Here is a 19,342-nt window from a genome sequence, read left to right on the forward strand (position 1 = left end):
TCACGGCTTCCGATTCGCTTGGATCGATTTCTGACGAGGTGACGAGATGGCTGGCTTTGCTGCATTTCCGAACAAGCGACTGTGCGATGTGGTCTTCCCTGGAACACACGATGCCGGCATATACGGCCCGGAACTGGGCGGTACGGCAAAAACGCAGAGCCTGAGTCTCGGCGAGCAGGCCGCGGCAGGGGTGAGGTATTTCGATCTGCGCATCGCGACCATCAAGACCGGCAACGGACTGGAGCAACGCGCCTACCATGCCCCGGCGCTCAAGAAAGTGTCGGGCAAGGAGGGCAACTACCAGAAGCCGTCGTTGACCAGCGCCGTGGCGATCGGAACGTTCACCGGCCATGGAAGCGACCGCCTGTCGCAGATGCTCGACCAGGCGCGTTCTTTCGTCATGCAGAACGCGGGAGAGTTCCTCATTCTGCGGTTCTCCAAATGCGGCGACATGCAGGACGTGGTCAACCAATGCATCCTGAAACTGGGCGACGAGCGTTTTGCCCAGAATGTCAATCTCAACATCGCATCCATCAATTCGCTCCAGGGCAAGGTGATCACCATCTTCGACCAGGGCGATTTCAACAAGTTGTCGCCGGCGTCGAAAGCCACGCCCGGCATCCTGCCGGTGAAGGCCATGTTCAATTCCGAAGAGGGACATGCCACGTACGAGCCGTACAAGTGGGGGTTGCAGTATTTCGGCAAGTACTCCAACACCCGTTCCACCGACAAGAACATCCGCAAGCAGCTGGAGATTCTTTCGCAGGGTCCCGTGAGCAGCCCGGAGATGCTCGGCATGATGTACTGGACCCTCACTACCAAGATCGGGGAAAAGCTCCTGAAGACATTCGAGAGCATCCAGGTCCGTGACCGGAAGATGTGGAACTCCGGCCAGCAGGCCCTGGTGAAAGCGTGGCGTGCCGGCGTGAGGGACCACATCGTGGCCAGGGCGGGGCATCAGCATCGCCAGTGGCTTGCCAATGGCTATCCGCCCACCGCAATGGGGCGTAGCGCGAAATCCTTCATGCCGAACATCATCATGATGGACTTTGCCGATCCCGATCGTTGCGCAACCATCTGGAACCTCAACCTGACGACCGACGACATGATGGCCAGGATGGGCAACGACCTCACCAATGTCGGCAGCATTCTTTGAGGGAAGGGGAGACAAGGCGCGTGCACCAGGAAGGTCTTTCGCCCTGGTCGAGACGCCGGGGCGGCGCAGGTCGGGCGAGCCGGGGCCCGCCGGGACGGGAACGGAATGGTGGCGGTTGGGAACCGGCGCCATGGGTGCGAGGCAGTCCAGCGGACGCAAGGCGGGGCGCCTCGTCGCTGATGGTGTCTCCGCGTGCAAAAGCCCTGTCGCCCGCCAATGATCGTGCTGGTCCGACCGAAACATTGATGAGCCGAGGATAGTCATGCCTTCCACCCCTTTGAGTCGCGCCGAATTCATCGCCATGGGCGAGCTCGCCAAGGCGCGACGCCAGCTGGTGGTAAACATGTTCGGCGGTACCCGCCTGAAATTCGGCAGCGCCAGCGTGCTGTCGTCGGGCAAGTCGCTGCTGTCGTCCGGCAAGAAGCTGAAGTCGGGCGTCGGCAAGCTCGCCAAGGGCGGCAGCACGGCCAGCAAGGTCGCCAGCGTGCCGGGCATGAAGGAGGCGTTCGAGAACTTCATGGTCGAGTGCGCGGATGTGCACAACATCCACGACGTGATCGAGGCGATCGGCGGCGAAGTGCTGCATGAATTGGTGTCGGAGGTGACGCCCTACCTGGGCGTGGTCACCAGTACGGTGAAGCTGGCCAAGGCGGCCAAGGCGGTGGCGCAGGACGGCTACAACCTCTACAAGAGCGACGAATACAAGAACGGCTTCCGCATGGGTGACCCGAGCGCCGCGGCCGAGGCGATCCAGGCGATCATCAGGCGCGACCTGGCCCAGCATTCGGTGAAGCTGGGCCAGCAGACGGTCGCGACGGGAGCGAAGATCGGCGGCTTGTTCGCCGACTTCGGTACCGGCACCACCGCGGCCATCGGCGTGGCCAACACGCTGGCCAGCCTGGGCCTGCAGCTGTTCTCGCTGGGCCTGGACATCAAGGACATGCGTGCCGGCAACAAGCGGCTGGCGGCACCCAACACGCTGGACCTGACCGTGTTCAACGAGTGCCCGATCCTCGGCTGCTACCTGCTCACCTGCGCCGACACCTCGGCGGTGGCGAACATGTTCGTCGCCGACATCGGCCTGCCGGGATGGATGGACAAGGTCGAGCTGATGAAGAAGAAGCAGATGGACCCGCTGCTGAAGATCGCCACCAAGAACATCAGCAGCTCCCGGCTGCAACTGGAAGGACTGAGCAGCGACAAGGGCACGCACACCAAGAAGGGCTTCTTCGCCGGGATCAAGAGCAAGGCGATGAAGCAGATCGGGTTGAGCTGAGGCGGGTTGGACCATGAAGAGCCCCTGCCAACTGCATGACGCAGCGGACGTACCAGTCCGGTTCGCCGTGCCACGATCGGGTTCGGTACGCCAGGCAGGTGGGAGAGGTCGCCTGTCATGAAAAATACGAGCGCCGTGCCGATGCGCATGAAAGCAGACGAGCGACCTGGTCGGGCCAGCCCTGCCGCATGGCGCCTTGTCCGCGGCATGGCGATTGCCGCAGTCTTGTCGCTCGGTCTTTGTGGAGGGTGTGCCATGGGAGCTTCATCGCGACTGGTTCTGTTCTCGGAAGTGCATGGCACGGTGCTCAGGAATGGCGTGCCGATCGCGGGAGCGCAGATCCGGCAGGAAGTGGTGTGGTCGGACGACAAGGATGAAATTCCTGCGCGGGAAACGGTCAGCGACGGCAGCGGCCGGTTTTCCTTTGCCGCCGTCGAGCGCCGCCCGGGGACACTGCGGGTGGTGCCGCACCAGCCGGTGATCCTGCAGAAGCTGATCATCCGCTACGACGGCGTCGACTATCCGGCATGGCGGCATACGAAGAACAGCTACGGGGAGAACTCGGAGCTCGACGGCAGGCCCATGCAACTGGTCTGCGAGTTGTCGAGAGAGCCCGATTTCGAGGGAACGCATTACGGAATATGCCGGGCCTCCTGAGTCCGGGGCCTACTCACCACGACGGAGGGAGCGACGATGTCCGTGGAACTTTCGCCAGGCGAAGCGGCCGAGGTCGCCAACAGCGCGTATGCGTTGCGCCTGTCGGCCGACATGCTCGATGCGGCGACCGCCGCGCCACGGGCTCGCGGTGCATTCGACCTGCTCGGCGGCGCGCGCCTGACCGGCGTGACCGGCCTCGGCGCGGCCGCCCTGCAGCAGCGGACCGGCTTCGGCTACGTCGCCTTCGGCAAGGGCGTGCGCCAGGGCGAGTGCCTGGTCTCCGTGCGTGGCACCTTCAAGACCAGCGCCTGCGACTGGATCACCAATGCCCGCATGGCCGGCGTGCGCGGGCCGAGCGGCTTTCCGGTGCACGCCGGTTTCTGGGCCGCGGCGCAATCGCTGCTGCCGCAAGTGCGCCGGGAGTTGCGCAGCCGCCGCGACGTTTCCACCATCCACGTCGTCGGCCACAGCCTGGGCGGCGCGATCGCCACGCTGATGGCGGACAGCCTCGGCGACACCGGCTGCGGGCTGAAGCTCTACACGTTCGGCGCGCCGCGCTCCGGGGTGGAACTGCACGCCGAATACCTCACCGACAAGCTCGGCGCCGGCAACATCCACCGCGCCTGGCACGACACCGATCCGGTGCCGATGGTGCCAATCTTCCCGTACAGCCACGTACCCTGTCGGTCGCCGGGCCATGCGATGAAAGGACCGGGCCAGCGGGTCAACGTGGATGCGCACCTGATGCCCGAATACATGCGTTCGGTCGGCGAATCGACGTGGGCGTCGCTGCCGGTGCTGCAGCCGAAACTCGGCAGCCTGGAGAGTGCCGAGGCGTGGCTGGCCCAGGCCGCGGACAGCGGCGGCGCCAGCATCCTGCTGTCGGCCACCGCGCTGAGGCTCGTGTTGTCCGCGCTGGACTGGATCCTGAAGCAACTGGGCAACGCGGCCGGGCTGACCCTGTTCGGCGGCGCCACCATCATCGACAGCCTCGCGCGGCTGCTTTACAGCGGCGCCCTGCAGTCGATCCGGCTGGCCGGCATGATCAGGAACCTGATGCTGGCCGCGATGCGCTTCATGGGGCGCGTGGCAAGCGCCAGCGTGAGCATCACGGTGGACTTCGTGCAGTATGTGCTGGGCCTGTTGTTCAGATTCATCTCCACGGTAGCGTTGCGCGCCGTGGAGGCGTTCACCGGGTGACCGCGCGGGGCGGGCAACCGGGCCGGTCGCGGGCCACCGGACGAGACGGCGGGCCTCGACCGCCGAGCCATCCATTCAAGGAGATCAAGCATGCCTCCGGCAGCAAGAATCACCGACATGCATGTCTGCCCGATGGTGACGGGCGTGGTGCCGCACGTGGGCGGCCCGATCCTGCCGCCGGGTGCGGTCACGGTACTGATCGGCGGCCTGCCGGCCGCGCGGGTCGGCGACATGGCCACCTGCGTGGGCCCTCCCGACGTCATCGCGATGGGCTCGTTCAAGGTGCTCATCAACAAGATGCCGGCCGCGCGCATGGGCGACCTGACGGCGCACGGCGGCAGCATCGTGCTGGGTTGCCCCAAGGTGCTGATCAGTTGAGCGGACCGGCCCTCGCGATGACGAGCACGGAAAGCGCAATCCCGGGTGGCCGTCGCCGGATGCCGGCATGAAGCGGGCATCGGCCGGCCGCCGCGGGCACGGGCGTCGTGCCGCCGCGGCCGGGCGCGACCTGGCCGGCATGCTGCAGCAGGCGGTCGAGGTGCATCGGGCCGGGCAACTGGATGCGGCGGAGGCGCTCTACCGCAAGGTACTGCAGACGCGGGCCGGGCAGCCCGATGCGCTGCATTTCCTCGGCGTGCTGTGCCACCAGCGCGGGCGCAGCGACGAAGGCATCCGGCTGATCCGCATGGCCCTGCGCGCTGTCCCGCGGCATGCCGATGCGCACAACAACCTCGGCAACATCCACAAGGAGACCGGCGAGCTTGCCGAAGCCGAAGCCTGCTATCGCCGCGCGCTGGCCTGCGACGGGCATCACATCGACGCGCTGGGCAACCTGGCGCTGGTGCTGGAGGCGCAGCAGCGTTTCCAGGAAGCGAGACGGGCCTATGCCGATCTGCCCGAGCGGGCGCCGCAGCTCAGTCGCGCCCATTACCTGAAGGGCATGTACCTGCGTCGGCACGTGGACGAGATCGCGGATCTGGAGCAGGCGGTGGCCTGCTTCCGGAGCGCGATCCGCTGCGACGGCGGCAACGTGCGCGCGCTCGATGCGCTCGGTGTCACGCTGTACATGCTCGGCCGCCGCGACGAGGCGGTGGGGGCCTATCGCGATTGGCTTGCGCACGAACCGGACAACCCCGTGCCGCGGCACATGCTCGCCGCCTGCGGCGGCGAGGCGGCACCACCGCGAGCGGACGATGCCTACGTACGCGACGTGTTCGACCAGTTTGCCGAAAGTTTCGACGAGCAGCTGCTGGAAAACCTCGACTATCGCGCGCCGCAGGTGCTGGTCGATGCGCTGGTCGGCATCCTCGGGGCGCCCGCGCACGCGCTGGACGTGCTCGATGCCGGTTGCGGCACCGGCCTGTGCGGCCCGCTGATACGGCCGCACGCCCGGCGCCTGGACGGAGTGGACCTGTCCGGCGGCATGCTCGAAAAGGCGCGCCTGCGCGGCGGCTACGACGAGCTGGTGGTGGCCGAGCTGACCGCCTATCTGCGGGAACGGCCGGAGAGGTGGGACGTCGTGCTTTCCGCCGACACGCTGGTCTACTTCGGCGACCTGGGCGAGGTGCTCGCTGCGGCCCACGCGGCGCTGCGGGCCGGCGGTTGGATGGCTTTCACGCTGGAGGCGCTGGATGGGGGCAACGGCCGCCTGGAACTGTCTTCCAGCGGACGCTATCAGCACGAGCGCGGTTACGTCGAGCAGATGCTGGATGAGGCGGGTTTCGTGGAGGCGCGCATGACTGCATCCGCCCTGCGCAAGGAGGTGGGCAAGCCGGTGGCTGGCTGGGTGGTGCTGGCGCGCAAGGGAGGATTCGCCCGCGGCCAGGCGTGAAGGGCAGCGGACGGCCGCACCGGCGCGTATCCCGAAATGCGCGCGGACAGGGAGCTTGCCGATAGCGGCAAGACGTTGCGGCGACCGCGGGTACGGCGCTTCGAAGGGCCTCCCGCGCAAGCCGCGAGTATGGTAAACAGACGGGATCGCATGAGCGCTTTCTCGGGCTCGCTGGGGGAGATCGGAAATGACGCATCAGATGACACTGAAGTCAGACCTCGGTGACAAGCTGCTGCCGGCGAGCCTGTCGGGCAGCGAGCAGCTCGGCAGGCTTTTTTCCTACCAGCTGAAGCTGCTCAGCAAGGACAGCGAGATCAAGCTGCTGCCCCTGCTCGGCAGTTCGATGACGGTGAAGTTCGAGTCGGACAGCTACACGCGCCATTTCAACGGCATCGTTTCGGAGATCTCCCAGACCGGGTTCGAGAGCTACAAGGAAGAGCGCTACGCCGAGTATGCGGTGACGCTGGTGCCCAAGGCGTGGTTGTTGCTGCACAAGGTGGATTGCCGCATCTACCTCAAGATGTCGGTGCCCGACATCGTCAAGACCGTGCTGTCCGAAATCGGCTATGGCGACGTCAAGCTCAGCCTCAGCGGGAACTATGCCGCGCGCGAGTACTGCGTGCAGTACCGGGAGGACTACTTCAATTTCATCAGTCGCCTGATGGAGCAGGAAGGCATCTATTATTTCTTCCAGCATGCCGATGGCGTGCACACCATGGTGCTGGCGGATTCGCTGGGCGCCCATGCCGCCACGAAGGGGTATGCGGAGCTGCCGTACCGGCCGCAGGCGGCGGGCAGCCGCTCGACGCAGGAAGTCTCGATCAGCGACTTCTCGTCGGTGCGCTCGGTGCAGACGACCAGGTATTCGCTGACCGATTACGACCCGATGAAGCCGAAGACCTCGCTGCTGGGCACCGAGGCGATCAGCAATGCCGACGACAACCACCCTGTGCCCGGCCTCGAATCATTCGATTTCCCCGGGGACCACGAGGCCAGCGACGCCGGCAAGCATTACGCGCAGGTTCGCCTCGAGGCGATCAACGTGTCCCAGTCGCAGTGCTCGGGTTCGACCGACGCCCCCGGCCTGTTGACCGGGGCACTGTTCAAGCTGATGAAGTTCCCGCGCGACGAACTGAACCAGGAGTATCTGGTCACCGGCTCGACGGTGCATATCGAGAACGCCGCGCGCACCTCTGGGCAGCAGGACGGCGAGTTGTTCCTGTGCAACTTTTCGGCGATCCGCAGCCGGCAGCCGTTCCGCACCATGCCGACCGCGGTGAAGCCGATGATCGTGGGTCTGCAGACGGCGGTGGTGGCCGGCAGCGACACCGCCGAAGACATCTCGGTGGACAAGTACGGGCGCATCCAGGTGACGTTCCACTGGAACAAGCCGGACAAGAAGAACGCGCACATTTCCTGCCCGGTGCGGGTGGCCTCGTCATGGGCCGGCAAGAGCTGGGGCGCGGTGAGCATTCCCCGCGTCGGCCAGGAGGTGGTGGTCAGCTTCCTGGAGGGTGACCCGGATCGTCCGCTGGTCATCGGCAGCGTCTACAACGCGGACAACATGCCGCCGTACACGCTGCCCGACAACAAGACGCAGAGCGGCATCAAGAGCCGCAGCCATGCCGGCGGCGGCGCGGACGATTTCAACGAGATCCGCTTCGAGGACAAGAAGGGCAGCGAGGAGCTGTTCCTGCACGCGCAGAAGGACATGCGTGAGGAAGTGGAGAACGACCACTTCGTGCAGATCGACCATGACGAGACGATCACGATCAAGAACGACCAGACCGAAGAGGTCAAGCACGACCGCAAGACCAAGGTCGGCAATGACGACAAGCTCGACGTCACCCAGAACGGCACCACCACGATCGGCCAGAAGTTCAAGCTCAGCGCCGGCACCGAGATCGAGCTGGTCACCGGTGCCTCCAGCATCGTCATGAAAAGCGACGGGACCATCGAGATCAAGGGCGTCAACATCAAGGTCACCGGCTCCGTGTCGGTGAAGGTGGAAGGGCAGGCCGAGGTCGGGGTCAAGGCGGGCGCTACCATGGATATCGGTGCGGGGGCCTCCCTGAAGATGCACTCCGACGCCATGCTGGAAGTGGCCGGTGGTGCGATGGCGACCGTCAAGGGACCGATGCTGACGCTGAAGGGCGACGGCATGGCGCAGTTGTCCGGCGGCTTGATCATGATCGGTTGATCGGGCAGGGAGAAACGTACATGTCCGCAGTCATGCAAGCATCCATCCAGATGGAATTGTCCGAACCCGCCCGCGCCCTGCTGCTGCCGGACATGACGGCGCCGACTGCCGTGCGGGCCCTGGTCGACGCCGGCCAGGTGCAGGATGCCCTGAAGCTGCTGGCCAGGCTGCTGCCGAAGCGCTATGCAGTGGCGTGGCTGTGCCAGGTGGCCCGCGATCAGACGCTTGATCCCGAGGACAAGGCGGGTGCGTCGCTGGCCGAGAAGTGGGTACGCGAACCGAACGAGAGCAACCGCCGTGCCGCGTTCGAGTACGCCAATGCCGGCGGCTACAAGTCCGCCGGCGCCTGGTTGGCGGCGGCGGCGGGCTGGTCCGGCGGCAGCCTGGCGCCGGCCGCGCAGGCGACGCCGGTGCCGCCGGCGGACCACCTGACCGCGTGCGCGGTGGTGGCCGGAATCAACATGCTGGCCGCGCTGGTGATCGAGAAGTTCGATGCCCGCCGCATCGGCTTCATCGAGCCGGCGATGAGCCTGCTCAATACCGGTGCGGACGCCGCCAGCGGAGCCTGAAACCCACTTGCCTGCTTGCCCGCCGACTTGCCCGTTGTGCGGATGGGCGATAGGATGGCGAACGATGGTTTCGTCGCGTCGGACTGGTTCATCAGTCATGCCGGGACGAGACTCCCCGGCCTCGGATTGATGGCCTGCGCGGCTTCGTTGCGCGCGGACTGTCGTCAACGACGGGAGTCGGGTTACGAATGGCGGGGGCGCATTGCCGGGGGTGCGGGAATCGTCCGCGCGTTCGGCCCATTCCCGGGCAAGATGCATAGTTCGCGAACGATCAGCCAGGCTGGGTTTCCGCGTACTTGGATACTGGTTCATTGCCCGGGTACGGGCGATCCGTCCATCGCTGTCCTGGTGGGTAGACAGTTGCAGGGGAAATAGAAGCGTGCCGACGTCGCAGACCCTGATCCTTGCCGTTGCCGGTCGTCAGGCTGCCCAGTTCGGCAGTCGCAGCAGCAGGGTTTTCGAGGCCGCAGGCGGCAGCATCGGCCGTTCCGAGGACTGCGACTGGGTGCTCAGCGCCTCCGGCGTCTCGCGTGTCCACGCGATGATCCGCTATCTCAACGGCATGTACTTCATCGAGGACCGCAGCACCAACGGCATGCTGCTGAACGATGCGCCGCTGATCAAGGGCGACCCTTCCGCCCTGAAGGACGGCGACCGGCTGCTGATCGACACTTTCGAAATCGAGGTGCGCTTGCAGGATGCCGCGGCCGCATCGGTCATGCCCGGCGCACCGGACCCGCTGGCTGCGGTGGCACCGGCGGCCGCGGCGCTGGATCCGCTGGATTTCGGCCTGCTGGGTTCCGCGCCGCGCGCGCCCGCCTATCCGCCGCCGGCCACGACGATCCCGCTGGATGCTGAGCTGATTCCCGGTGAGGTCGGCACGGCTTCCGCCAGCGAGCTCGATCCGCTGAGCTTTCTGGACTCGAGCGGCGCTTCGTCCGGCCTGCTGTCGAACGCCACCACCGGCAACGCCAGCTCCGGCTGGAACCATTCGCCCGGCACGGAGGATTTCTTCCGCCCGCCGATGACCACCGAACAACGGCAGGCCAGCACGAACACCTTGCCGGAAAACTGGGACCTGACGATGGGCGATTTTTCGTCGCCGCCCAGTCCGCCGCCCGCTCCGCTCGCCACACCGCCCGTCGCCGCGCACTCGCACCACACGCCGCCATCGACGGCGTTCGCCGAAACGACCGGCCCCACGGCCTTGCCCGCGGACGTCGACCAAATTTTCCGGGTGGTGGTCGACGGCGTGATGGATGTGCTGCGCGCACGCGCCGAGATCAAGAACACGTTCCGCCTGCCGGTCACGATCATCCAGCGCTCCGAGAACAACCCGCTGAAGTTCGCGCCGAACCCGGACGAGGCGCTGGCGAAGATCATGGCGCCGTCGAACGGCGCGTTCATGTCGGGCACGGCAGCGTTCGAGGATGCCTTCGACGATATCCGCTGCCACCAGATGGCGATGCTGGCCGGCGTGCGCGCAGCGTTCGAATCGCTGCTGACGCATTTCAGCCCGGACCGTTTCGAGCAGGAAACCGACGGCGGCAAGCGTTCGGCGTTTGCCGGCAAGGGCAAGTACTGGGACAAGTACCGCGAGCACTTCGAGGGGCTGTCGCGGGATCCGGACGAATGCTTCCGCCGGCTGTTCGGCGACGAGTTCGCGCGGGCCTACGAAGAACAGTTGTCACGTCTGAAATCGGCGCGGAGAATGCAACAGTCACGTCGCTAGGGCGCACGGGGGGCACTGCAGTCCACAGGCTGGGGAACGGATCCAGGGGACGTGTCGACGGCCATGCCGCCGGCACCGGAATGCCCGGCAGCGCTGCCGGGGGGAATCTGACAGGGGCAGACGCAACGCATGACGGACAACAACAAAGTCGTCTGGAGCGAGGGACTTTTCCTTCGGCCCCAGCATCTGCAGCAGCAGGAACGCTATCTCGAGCGCTTCGTGGAACTGCGCGCCGGCAGCCTGCGGCCCTACACCTGGGGTTTCTCCGAACTGGAACTGGAGACCGACCTGCTGGCGATCGGCAAGCTCGGCATCAAGCGCGCGCGGGGCGTGTTCCCTGACGGCACGCCCTTCTCGATGCCTGGCGACGATCCGCTGCCGCTGGCGCTGGAGGTCGACGGCAACTGGCGCGACCAGACCGTGTTCCTCACCTTGCCGTTGCGCTCGCCGGCGCAGCCGGACAGCGGCCGGCCCGAGGCGTCGGCCGACAAGCTGTTCCGCTTCCGCGTGCGTGAGGCCGAGGTCCGCGACGCCTCGGGCAGCGTCGATGGTCTGACCACGCTGGAAGTGGGCGGGCTCAACAGCCGCCTGCTGCCGCAGTCGCAGCCGCTGGAAGGCCTGACGCAGATCCCGCTGGCGCGCATCGTCGAGTGCCGTTCCGACCGGCGCGTGATCCTTGAAGAAGCCTTCATGCCGACAGCGCTCAGCTGCCACGCGGCGCCGCGGTTGACCACCTTCCTCACCGAGCTGCTCGGCCTGCTGCATCAGCGCGGCGAAGCGCTGGCCAGCCGCGTTGCGCTGACCGACCGCGGTGGTGCGGCGGAGATCGCCGACTTCCTGCTGCTGCAAGTGGTGAACCGCTATCAGCCGCTGGTCGCGCACCTGGCCGCGGCGCCGATCCTGCACCCGGAGGACTTCTACCGGCTGCTGACCGAGATGGCCGGCGAGCTTTCCACCTTCACCGCGCCCGGCAAGCGGCCGCCGATGTTTCCGCCGTACCGGCACGAAGCGCTTTACGAAAGCTTCGAGCCGCTGATCGTCGCCCTGCGCAACAGCCTCAGCGCGGTGATGGAGCAGACCGCCATCCCGATCCCGCTGCAGCAGCGCAAGTTCGGCGTGTGGGTCGCGGTGGTGCCGGACCTCAGCCTGATCGACACCGCCGCGTTCGTGCTGGCGGCCAAGGCCGACCTGAAATCCGAGGACCTGCGCCGGCAGTTGCCTGCGCAATCGAAGATCGGTCCGGTCGAGAAGATCCGCGACCTGGTGAACCTGCAACTGCCCGGCATTCCGGTGGCGCCGATGCCGGTGGCACCGCGGCAGATTCCGTACAACTCCGGCTACCTGTATTTCGAATTCGACAAGAATTCGCCGATGTGGCGGGTCTTGAAGACATCGGGCGGCATCGCCTTCCATTTCGGCGGCGAGTTCGCAGGTCTCGACTTGCAACTGTGGGCGATCAGAGGTTGAGCGCATGAGCAGCAACGGTCCCCATGACGACGATCCCCTGCGCGATGCCACGGTAGTCCGTCCGCGCGGGGCGCCGACACCTCCCGCTCCTGCGCCTGCCCCGGTGGCTCCGGCGGCCCAGGCGCCCAGCACGCCGCTGCCGGGCGCGGCGCCGACGAGAGGGCCCGCGCCGCGCGCCGACACGGCGCCGCCAGCGGCGATCGGCGACTTCCTTGGCGGTGGCCTGAATGCGCTGGTGCAGGCCGCCAGCCCGCTGCTGCTGCTGGCGGTGCAACTGCGCAACAGCGTGTCGCAACCCGATGCCGTCCATCTGCGCGAGCAGGTGATCGCGCAGGTGCGCCAGTTCGAAAGCAACGCCCAGGCCGCCGGTATCGCCACGCAGACGATCACCGCGGCGCGCTATGTGCTGTGCACGATGATCGACGAATCGGTGATGAACACGCCGTGGGGTGGGCAGAGCGGCTGGGCGGCGAAGACCCTGCTGGTGGTGTTCCATGGCGAGTCATACGGCGGCGAGAAGTTTTTCGTCATCCTCGACCGGCTATGCGCCGACTTTGCGCGGCATATCGACCTGATCGAGCTGATGTACATCTGCCTCACGCTCGGCTTCGGCGGGCGCTACCAGATCGAGGCCGACGGCCGTGCCAAGCTGGCCGACATCCAGGAAGAACTGTACCGGCGCATCAAGTCGCAGCGGCCGCCGGCGGCAGAGGAACTGGCACCGCACTGGAAGGGCATCGAGGATCGGCGCAACCCGCTGGTGCGCTATGTGCCGCTGTGGGTGATCGTGGCCGCTGGTGCCTGCCTGCTGCTCGGCGTCTTCCTGTACTTCTACACGCGGCTGAACGAGCTGTCGTCACCGGTCAGCGCGCAGGTCGCGCAGATCGGCCTGCGCGGCGCGGTGCCTCCGGGCGACGGGCCCAAACCCGCGCCGGCCGTCGCGCGCAAGAGCCTGAAGCAGTTGTTGGCGCCCGAGGAGCAGGCCGGAGCGCTGACCGTCGACGAGAAGCCGGACGGTTCCGCGCTGGTGCGGCTCAACGCGGCCGCGATGTTCGCCTCGGGCGGCACCGAGGTCGCCGCGAAGCAGGTACCGATGCTGCATGCGATCACCGCGGCGCTGAACCAGGTGTCGGGGCGGGTGGTGGTGGTCGGCCATACCGACGACCAGCCGGTGCGTTCGCTGCGTTTCAAGGACAACTACGCGCTGTCGGCCGAACGCGCGCGCGCCGTGCTGAAGATCCTGGCCGACGGCATCGACAACGCCGGGCGGCTGGAATCCAGCGGTGCCGGCTCGTCGCAGCCGATCGCCTTGCCGCCCGACCTGCCGGCCAACCGCGCGCGCAACCGCCGCGTCGAAATCCTTTACAGCCCGGAGGACTGAACACCGTGGGCAAGCTTCTTGCGCTGTTCAAATCCCGCCTGTTCATCACTCTCGTCGGCTTGTTGCTGCTGTCGTTGCTGATCTGGTTCGGCGGCCCCTATCTCGGCATCGGCGAATCGCAGCCGCTGGCCAGCCCGGTGGTGCGGTTGCTGGTGATCATCGTGATCGTGGTGGTCTGGGCGGTGTGGCTGCAGGTCCAGCAGATGCGCGTGCGCGGCAAGGCCAAGCAGATGGCCAGCGACCTGAGCGGGCAGGGCGCGCCGACCGGCGGCGAGCGCGACGACCGCGCCGCCAACGAGCGCGCCCAACTGCAGGGGCGTTTCCAGGAAGCGGTCGACACGCTGCGGAAGAACCGCAGCAGCGGCACCAATCTGTACGCGTTGCCGTGGTACGTGGTGATCGGTCCGCCCGGCTCCGGCAAGAGCACGCTGCTGCAGAACTCCGGGCTCAACTTCCCGCTGTCGAACAAGTTCGGCAAGGAAGCGATCCGCGGCGTCGGCGGCACCCGCAACTGCGACTGGTGGTTCACCGACGAGGCAGTGTTCCTCGATACCGCCGGCCGCTACACCACGCAGGATTCCGACCGCGGCGCCGACGCCTCGGCATGGGCGGAGTTCCTCGACCTGCTGCGCAAGTACCGCAAGCGCCGGCCGATCAATGGCGTGATCGTGGCGATGAGCCTGTCCGACCTGCTCACGCTGGACGCCAGCGGCCGCCAGCAGCACATCCTTGCGGTGCGCCAGCGGCTGGACGAGCTGGCCAAGCACCTGCGCATCGGCGTGCCCGCCTACCTGGTGTTCACCAAGTGCGATCTGGTGGCCGGCTTCACCGAGTTCTTCGACGATCTCAACCCGCAGCTGCGCAGCCAGGTCTGGGGCATGTCGTTCCCGGTCGACAAGACCATGGACGGCACCGCCGCCAAGCAATTCCTCGACGAGTTCAACCTGCTGCTGGAGCGGCTCAACACGCGCATCCTCGACCGCCTGCACGGCGAGCGCGACCGCAGCCGGCGCGCGGCGATCCTGTCGTTCCCGCAGCAGCTCGGCGCGCTGCGCGAGATCACCCGGCAGTTCGTCGAAGGCGTGTTCACCGGCCACCAGTACGATGCGCCGCTGCTGCTGCGCGGCGCGTACTTCACCTCGGGCACGCAGGAAGGCACGCCGATCGACCGCATGATGGGCGCGGTGGCGCGCACGTTCGGGCTGGATGCCTCGCGCCTGCACGCGCCTGGTGCGCAGAGCCGCACCTTCTTCGTCGAGCGCCTGCTCAGGGAAGTGCTGTTCAAGGAATCGGGTTTCGCCGGTACCGATCCGAAGCTGGAGCGGCAGAAGGTGCTGCTGCAGGCGGCGTCCTACGCCGGCGTGCTGCTGGTGTGCGCGCTGCTGGTGTTCGGCCTGGCCAGCAGCTACCGGCGCAACGGCAGTTACCTGGCGCAGGTGCAGACGGCGCTGCAGAAGTACCCGGCGCAGAGCGACCTGTCGCTGGCGCCGAACCAGCAGGCGTATTTCGCGATGGTGCTGGAGCGGCTGGAGTCGCTGTCCGGCGTGGTGGACGTCGCCGACCAGTACAAGGGCGACGTGCCGCTGTCGATGCGCTTCGGGCTGTACCAGGGCAATGCCGTCGGCGGCGAGGTGCGCGATGCGTACTTCCGCGAGCTCAACGGCCTGTTGCTGCCGGGCGTGGCGTCGCAGTTCCGCGCCGGCCTCGCGGCGAACGCCACCGACCCGCAGACGCTGTACTACTACCTCAAGGGTTACCTGATGCTGGGCCAGCCGCAGCATCTGGACCGCGACCAGATCGTGGCCCTGGCCGGCATCGAGTGGCGTCGCCTGTTCCCGAACGATCCGGTGCTGCAGAAGGCACTGGGCAAACACTTCGATGCACTGGTCGGGCATGAGGGGCGCGTGCGCGCGCTGAGCCTGGACGACAGCCTGGTCGAACAGGCGCGCAACACGCTACGCACCGCCGACCTGGCCTCGCTGATCTACGGCAACATCAAGCTCACCGCGGACAACGGCGCCTACCCGCCGCTGCGGCTGGACAAGGAGCTGGGCCTGCTCGGCAACGTGTACCGGCGCAAGAGCGGCGCGCCGCTGTCCGAGCCGCTGCCGGCGCTGTTCACCCAGCCGGTGTTCAAGGACGAGGTCGACAAGGGCATCGAGCTGGCGGTGACGCAGTTCGCCGCGGACGACTGGGTGTTCGGCGCCAGCAAGATCGACGCGCTGCAGAAGGCGCGCCTCGCGCAGCAGGTGCTGGCGCTGTACGAGCAGGATTACATCAAGGCGTGGGACGGCCTGCTGGCCGACCTGGAACTGCAGCCGATCGGCAACATCCAGGACGCCAGCACGATTGCCGCCAAGCTGGCCGGGCCCAACTCGCCGATGAAATTGCTGCTGAAGGTGGTGCGTGACAACACCAGTGACCTGATGCGCGCGCCGCCCGCCGATGCGGCGGACAAGGCCGAGGACGTGGCCAAGAAGCTGGCGCAGAAGAAGGCCACGCAGACGGCGCTGGCGCGCGCGTTGGCCCAGGCCGGCGCAAGCGCCGGGGCGTCGGGCGCGGATGCGGCGGCCGAGAAGCCGGGGCAGGCGATCAGCGACCACTTCGAGCAGGTCAACAAGCTCAGCGACGGCGCGCCGGGTGCGGCACCGATCGATCAGACCCTGAAGACGCTCGACGACCTCAGCAAGACCCTGCTGACCATGGGCGACTTCAGCAACGCCGCCGGGCAGCCGAATCCGCAACTGCTGATGGCGCAGCAGGCGGCTGCGCAGTTGCCGCCGCCGGCCGCCGGCTGGTTCGCCGCGCTGACCGGCAAGAGCCAGGCGCTGGTGGCCAGCAGCACCAAGGGCGCGCTGGACGACCAGTATCAGCAGGCGGTCGCGAAGGATTGCGCGGATTACACTCGTGGCCGCTATCCGTTCTCGCCGTCCAGCAGCAACGATATCCCGCTGCAGAACTTCGGCGAGATGTTCGGCTACGGCGGACGCTTCGACAGCTTCTACAACCAGACCGCCGGCAAGCTGATCGACGCCAGCGGCCGCAATTGGCAATGGAAGACCGGCCCGGGTGCGGTCAGCGGTTCGGCCGGCATGTTGGCGCAACTGCAGGGCGCCGACCGCATCAAGCAGATGTTCTTCCGCAGCGGCAACATGCCCGAGGTCGATTTCACGCTGCTCACCCCGGTGCTCGACGCCGGCATCGGCAAGCTGGTGATCGAGGTCGACGGACAGAAGTACGAGTACCAGGCCGGCGGCGCCAGCAACGTCGCCATGAAGTGGCCGGGGCCGACGCCGGGGCGCGTCTCGATCTCCGCCTACGACCCGGCCGGTGCGCTGCTGACCACGTTCGACTATCACGGCGACTGGGCGTTCTTCCGCGCGCTGCAGGCGGCCAATCTGCAGAAGCAGTCCGACCTGCGCTTCGTGGCCAGCTTCAACTTCGGCGGCCACGTGGCGAAAGTGACGATCCAGGCAAACAACCTGAAGAACCCGTTCCTGAGCAATGCCCTGTCCAGTTTCCGGTGCGGGGGATAACGCATGCCGAATCCCGCCGCCGGCTTTTTCGGAAAGCTGCCCAGTGCCGGGGATTTCGTGCAGCGGCGCTTGCCGGCGGGGTTCGTCGACGTGTGGGACCGCCATTTCGAGAACGCGGTGGCAGAAAGCCGCAGCGCGCTGGGCAGCGGCTGGCACGAGGCCTACCACGCCAGCCCGGTGTGGCGTTTCCTGCTGGCCGCGGGAATCTGCGGGGAGTCGGCCTGGGCCGGGATCATGGGGCCGGGCGTGGATCGGGTGGGGCGCTGCTTCCCGATGGTCATCGCCGCTCCCGTCGCCGGCGATGTCGCGTCCTGCACCCGGGCACTGGCCGCGGGCAGCGGCTGGTTCGATGCGGCCGCGCAGGCGCACGACGCCGCCCAGGCCGATGCGGCGATCAGCGTGGACATGTTCGACCAGCAGGTCGCCGCACTCGCCGGCCCGCTCGACATGCCGGCGCCGGCATACCTGCAAGGCGTCGACTGGAATTCGTCCAGTCACTGGCGCCTGCCGCTGTCGGCCGGTACCGCTGCCGGGCCGTTCCTGGGCGACCTGTGGGCACGCCTGGCCGCCGCGCCCGGACGCTGGTGCCTGTGGTGGACGGCCGGCGCGGAGCGGGTGCCGGCAAGCGTGCTGGCCACCAACGGCCTGCCGCAGCCGGCGGCCTATGCCGGCTATCTCGATGCCGGCAGCGCGGCTTCGTGGCAGTCATGCGGCGTATTTGCGGATGCCATGCCGCGGCGGCCCTCGACACCGGTCGCCACCGTCGACCCCGCCGACCTGGCCGATGCGTTCGCCTTGCCGCCCCCGCCGCCGCCACCATCCGCTGCCTGGTTGCCGGACGATCCCGAACTGCTGTCCAACCTCGACGCGGCCACGCTGACGTCGACATCGCCGGCGCCACCCGTCGGCCAGGCCGCTGTCGCCGCCGCGGCAGCGGCGGAGGGTCCCGCTGCCGGCGTGGCGGTGTGGCATCGAGCGGACGCCGCGGTGACCCTGGTGGCAGCCGAGGCTGGCCATCCCGACCGGCGGCAGCAGGCCGTTGCCGCCGTGTCCGCGATTGCCCGCGAGCTGCTGCCCGCTGCCGAACCGGCGGCCGGCATGCAGGCGTTGCGCACGCGGATCATGGCGCTGAATCCACAGCTGCAGCAGGCCAGCGAGGACCTGATTGATCCGGTGCTGGAAGATTGTGCGGTGGTCGCCGCCCAGGTGGCCGGTGGCCGCGCGGGCATGCTGCGGATCGGCGCCGCCGTTGCCTGGCACTGGCGGCAGGGGCGACTGCAGCCCTGCTTCGCGAACGGTGCGGCGCCGGCGCAGGAAAACCCCGGCGGGGGTGACGATTTCGACGACCTGCTGTTCAGCCCGGCACCGCTGGCCACGCCCGGGCTCGGCGCGACGGCACAGCCCGCCTGCAGCGAGGTGCTCTGTGCCGTCGAGCCCGGCGACCGCCTGCTGCTGATGGCCACCCATCCGCTGCTGCAGCTTTCGCCGGACGTTCTTGCCCGCGGCCTGGCAATGCCGTCCCGCGGTGACGCGTACCTGCATATCGCCACGGCGGCGGGCCTGGGCACGGATGCGGCCCGCTGGCCGCTGGCGATCATCGAGATTGACGCATGACGACTCGATACGTTTCGGCCGGGCGCACGGTGACCGGGAAGGTCCGCAAGCACAACGAGGACGCCATCCTGGTGCGCGACGAAGTCGGCCTGTGGGTCGTTGCCGACGGCCTCGGCGGCCACTCGGCCGGCGACTACGCCAGCAGCATGATCGTCGAACGTCTCGGCGCGCTGCCCCGGCCGGGCAGCGCCGTCGACTTCATCGAGACGATCGAGGACACCCTGGTCCAGATCAACGCCGACCTGCTGCAGACCGCGGCTACGCGCGGCGTCGACCTGATCGGCTCGACCGTGGTGGTGCTGGTGTCCGATGCCGACTGCATGCTGTGCGGCTGGGTCGGCGACAGCCGCGCCTACTGTTTCGAAGACGGCCGGTTGCGCCAGATCACGCGCGACCATGTGCACGGCAACGAGGACGACGTCACCCATTTCGGCGCCGCGCCGGCGCCGCAGGCCGGCTCCGGCGTGCTCACGCGCGCGGTCGGGGCCGAAGAGAGCCTGTTCGTCGACTGGGTCATCGCCGGCAACCGGCCTGGCACGGCGTTCGTGCTTTGTTCCGACGGCATCAACAAGGAGATGTCCGATGCCGAACTCGACGACGAATGTCGCCGCAACCCGCAGCCGCAGGATCTCGTTGCCAGCCTGTTCGACCTGGCGATGAGCCGCGCCGGGCGGGACAACATTTCTGCCGTCGTCGTACGCATCCAAGAATGATGAAGCTTCC

Annotated in this window: 14 protein-coding genes; all 14 read left to right on the top strand. The window is 67.4% G+C overall.

All coding sequences use genetic code 11. The features are described 5' to 3' along the window. Positions 1-46 precede the first annotated feature (46 nt). Positions 47-1,156 (top strand): hypothetical protein, encoded by a 1,110-nt coding sequence (locus R5H19_RS11080; RefSeq protein ID WP_318159062.1) that lies wholly within the window; start codon positions 47-49, stop codon positions 1,154-1,156. Between the two features lie 262 nt (positions 1,157-1,418). After that, positions 1,419-2,432 carry a hypothetical protein gene (locus R5H19_RS11085; RefSeq protein ID WP_318159063.1) on the top strand — a complete coding sequence of 338 codons (1,014 nt, stop codon included), beginning with the start codon at positions 1,419-1,421 and terminating at the stop codon, positions 2,430-2,432. Positions 2,433-2,549: 117 nt separating this feature from the next. Continuing rightward, positions 2,550-3,089 (top strand): carboxypeptidase-like regulatory domain-containing protein, encoded by a 540-nt coding sequence (locus R5H19_RS11090; RefSeq protein WP_318159064.1) that lies wholly within the window; start codon positions 2,550-2,552, stop codon positions 3,087-3,089. A 36-nt stretch (positions 3,090-3,125) separates the two neighbouring features. After that, positions 3,126-4,289 carry a lipase family protein gene (locus tag R5H19_RS11095; RefSeq protein WP_318159065.1) on the top strand — a complete coding sequence of 388 codons (1,164 nt, stop codon included), beginning with the start codon at positions 3,126-3,128 and terminating at the stop codon, positions 4,287-4,289. Between the two features lie 90 nt (positions 4,290-4,379). Further along, on the top strand, positions 4,380-4,667 hold the full coding sequence (locus R5H19_RS11100; RefSeq protein WP_318159066.1) for a PAAR domain-containing protein: 288 nt from the start codon (positions 4,380-4,382) through the stop codon (positions 4,665-4,667). A gap of 139 nt (positions 4,668-4,806) precedes the next feature. Next, positions 4,807-6,120, top strand: a complete 1,314-nt coding sequence (locus R5H19_RS11105; protein ID WP_318159526.1) for a tetratricopeptide repeat protein — start codon at positions 4,807-4,809, stop codon at positions 6,118-6,120. A gap of 187 nt (positions 6,121-6,307) precedes the next feature. Then, entirely contained in the window at positions 6,308-8,320 is a 2,013-nt protein-coding gene (gene tssI / locus R5H19_RS11110; RefSeq protein WP_318159067.1) for a type VI secretion system tip protein TssI/VgrG, read from the top strand. A gap of 20 nt (positions 8,321-8,340) precedes the next feature. Further along, positions 8,341-8,889, top strand: a complete 549-nt coding sequence (locus tag R5H19_RS11115; RefSeq protein WP_318159068.1) for a hypothetical protein — start codon at positions 8,341-8,343, stop codon at positions 8,887-8,889. A gap of 379 nt (positions 8,890-9,268) precedes the next feature. Next, a complete protein-coding gene (gene tagH, locus R5H19_RS11120) occupies positions 9,269-10,621 on the top strand; it encodes a type VI secretion system-associated FHA domain protein TagH (protein WP_318159069.1) in 1,353 nt (450 codons plus the stop codon). 129 nt (positions 10,622-10,750) lie between these two features. Continuing rightward, a complete protein-coding gene (gene tssK, locus R5H19_RS11125; protein ID WP_318159070.1) occupies positions 10,751-12,088 on the top strand; it encodes a type VI secretion system baseplate subunit TssK in 1,338 nt (445 codons plus the stop codon). Between the two features lie 4 nt (positions 12,089-12,092). Next, complete coding sequence (gene icmH / locus R5H19_RS11130; protein ID WP_318159071.1) at positions 12,093-13,469, top strand: type IVB secretion system protein IcmH/DotU; 1,377 nt, start codon at positions 12,093-12,095, stop codon at positions 13,467-13,469. Between the two features lie 5 nt (positions 13,470-13,474). Then, complete coding sequence (gene tssM, locus R5H19_RS11135; protein ID WP_318159072.1) at positions 13,475-17,005, top strand: type VI secretion system membrane subunit TssM; 3,531 nt, start codon at positions 13,475-13,477, stop codon at positions 17,003-17,005. A 3-nt stretch (positions 17,006-17,008) separates the two neighbouring features. Continuing rightward, on the top strand, positions 17,009-18,619 hold the full coding sequence (tagF, locus tag R5H19_RS11140) for a type VI secretion system-associated protein TagF (RefSeq protein WP_318159073.1): 1,611 nt from the start codon (positions 17,009-17,011) through the stop codon (positions 18,617-18,619). Continuing rightward, the gene (locus R5H19_RS11145; RefSeq protein ID WP_318159074.1) at positions 18,616-19,332 is read left to right on the top strand and encodes a PP2C family serine/threonine-protein phosphatase; all 717 of its coding nucleotides are present in this window, start codon (positions 18,616-18,618) and stop codon (positions 19,330-19,332) included. The genes tagF and R5H19_RS11145 overlap by 4 nt, the downstream gene beginning before the upstream one ends. The last annotated feature ends 10 nt before the right edge of the window (positions 19,333-19,342 follow it).

It is taken from the genome of Rhodanobacter sp. KK11 (assembly GCF_033345435.1).
Taxonomy (GTDB): domain Bacteria; phylum Pseudomonadota; class Gammaproteobacteria; order Xanthomonadales; family Rhodanobacteraceae; genus Rhodanobacter.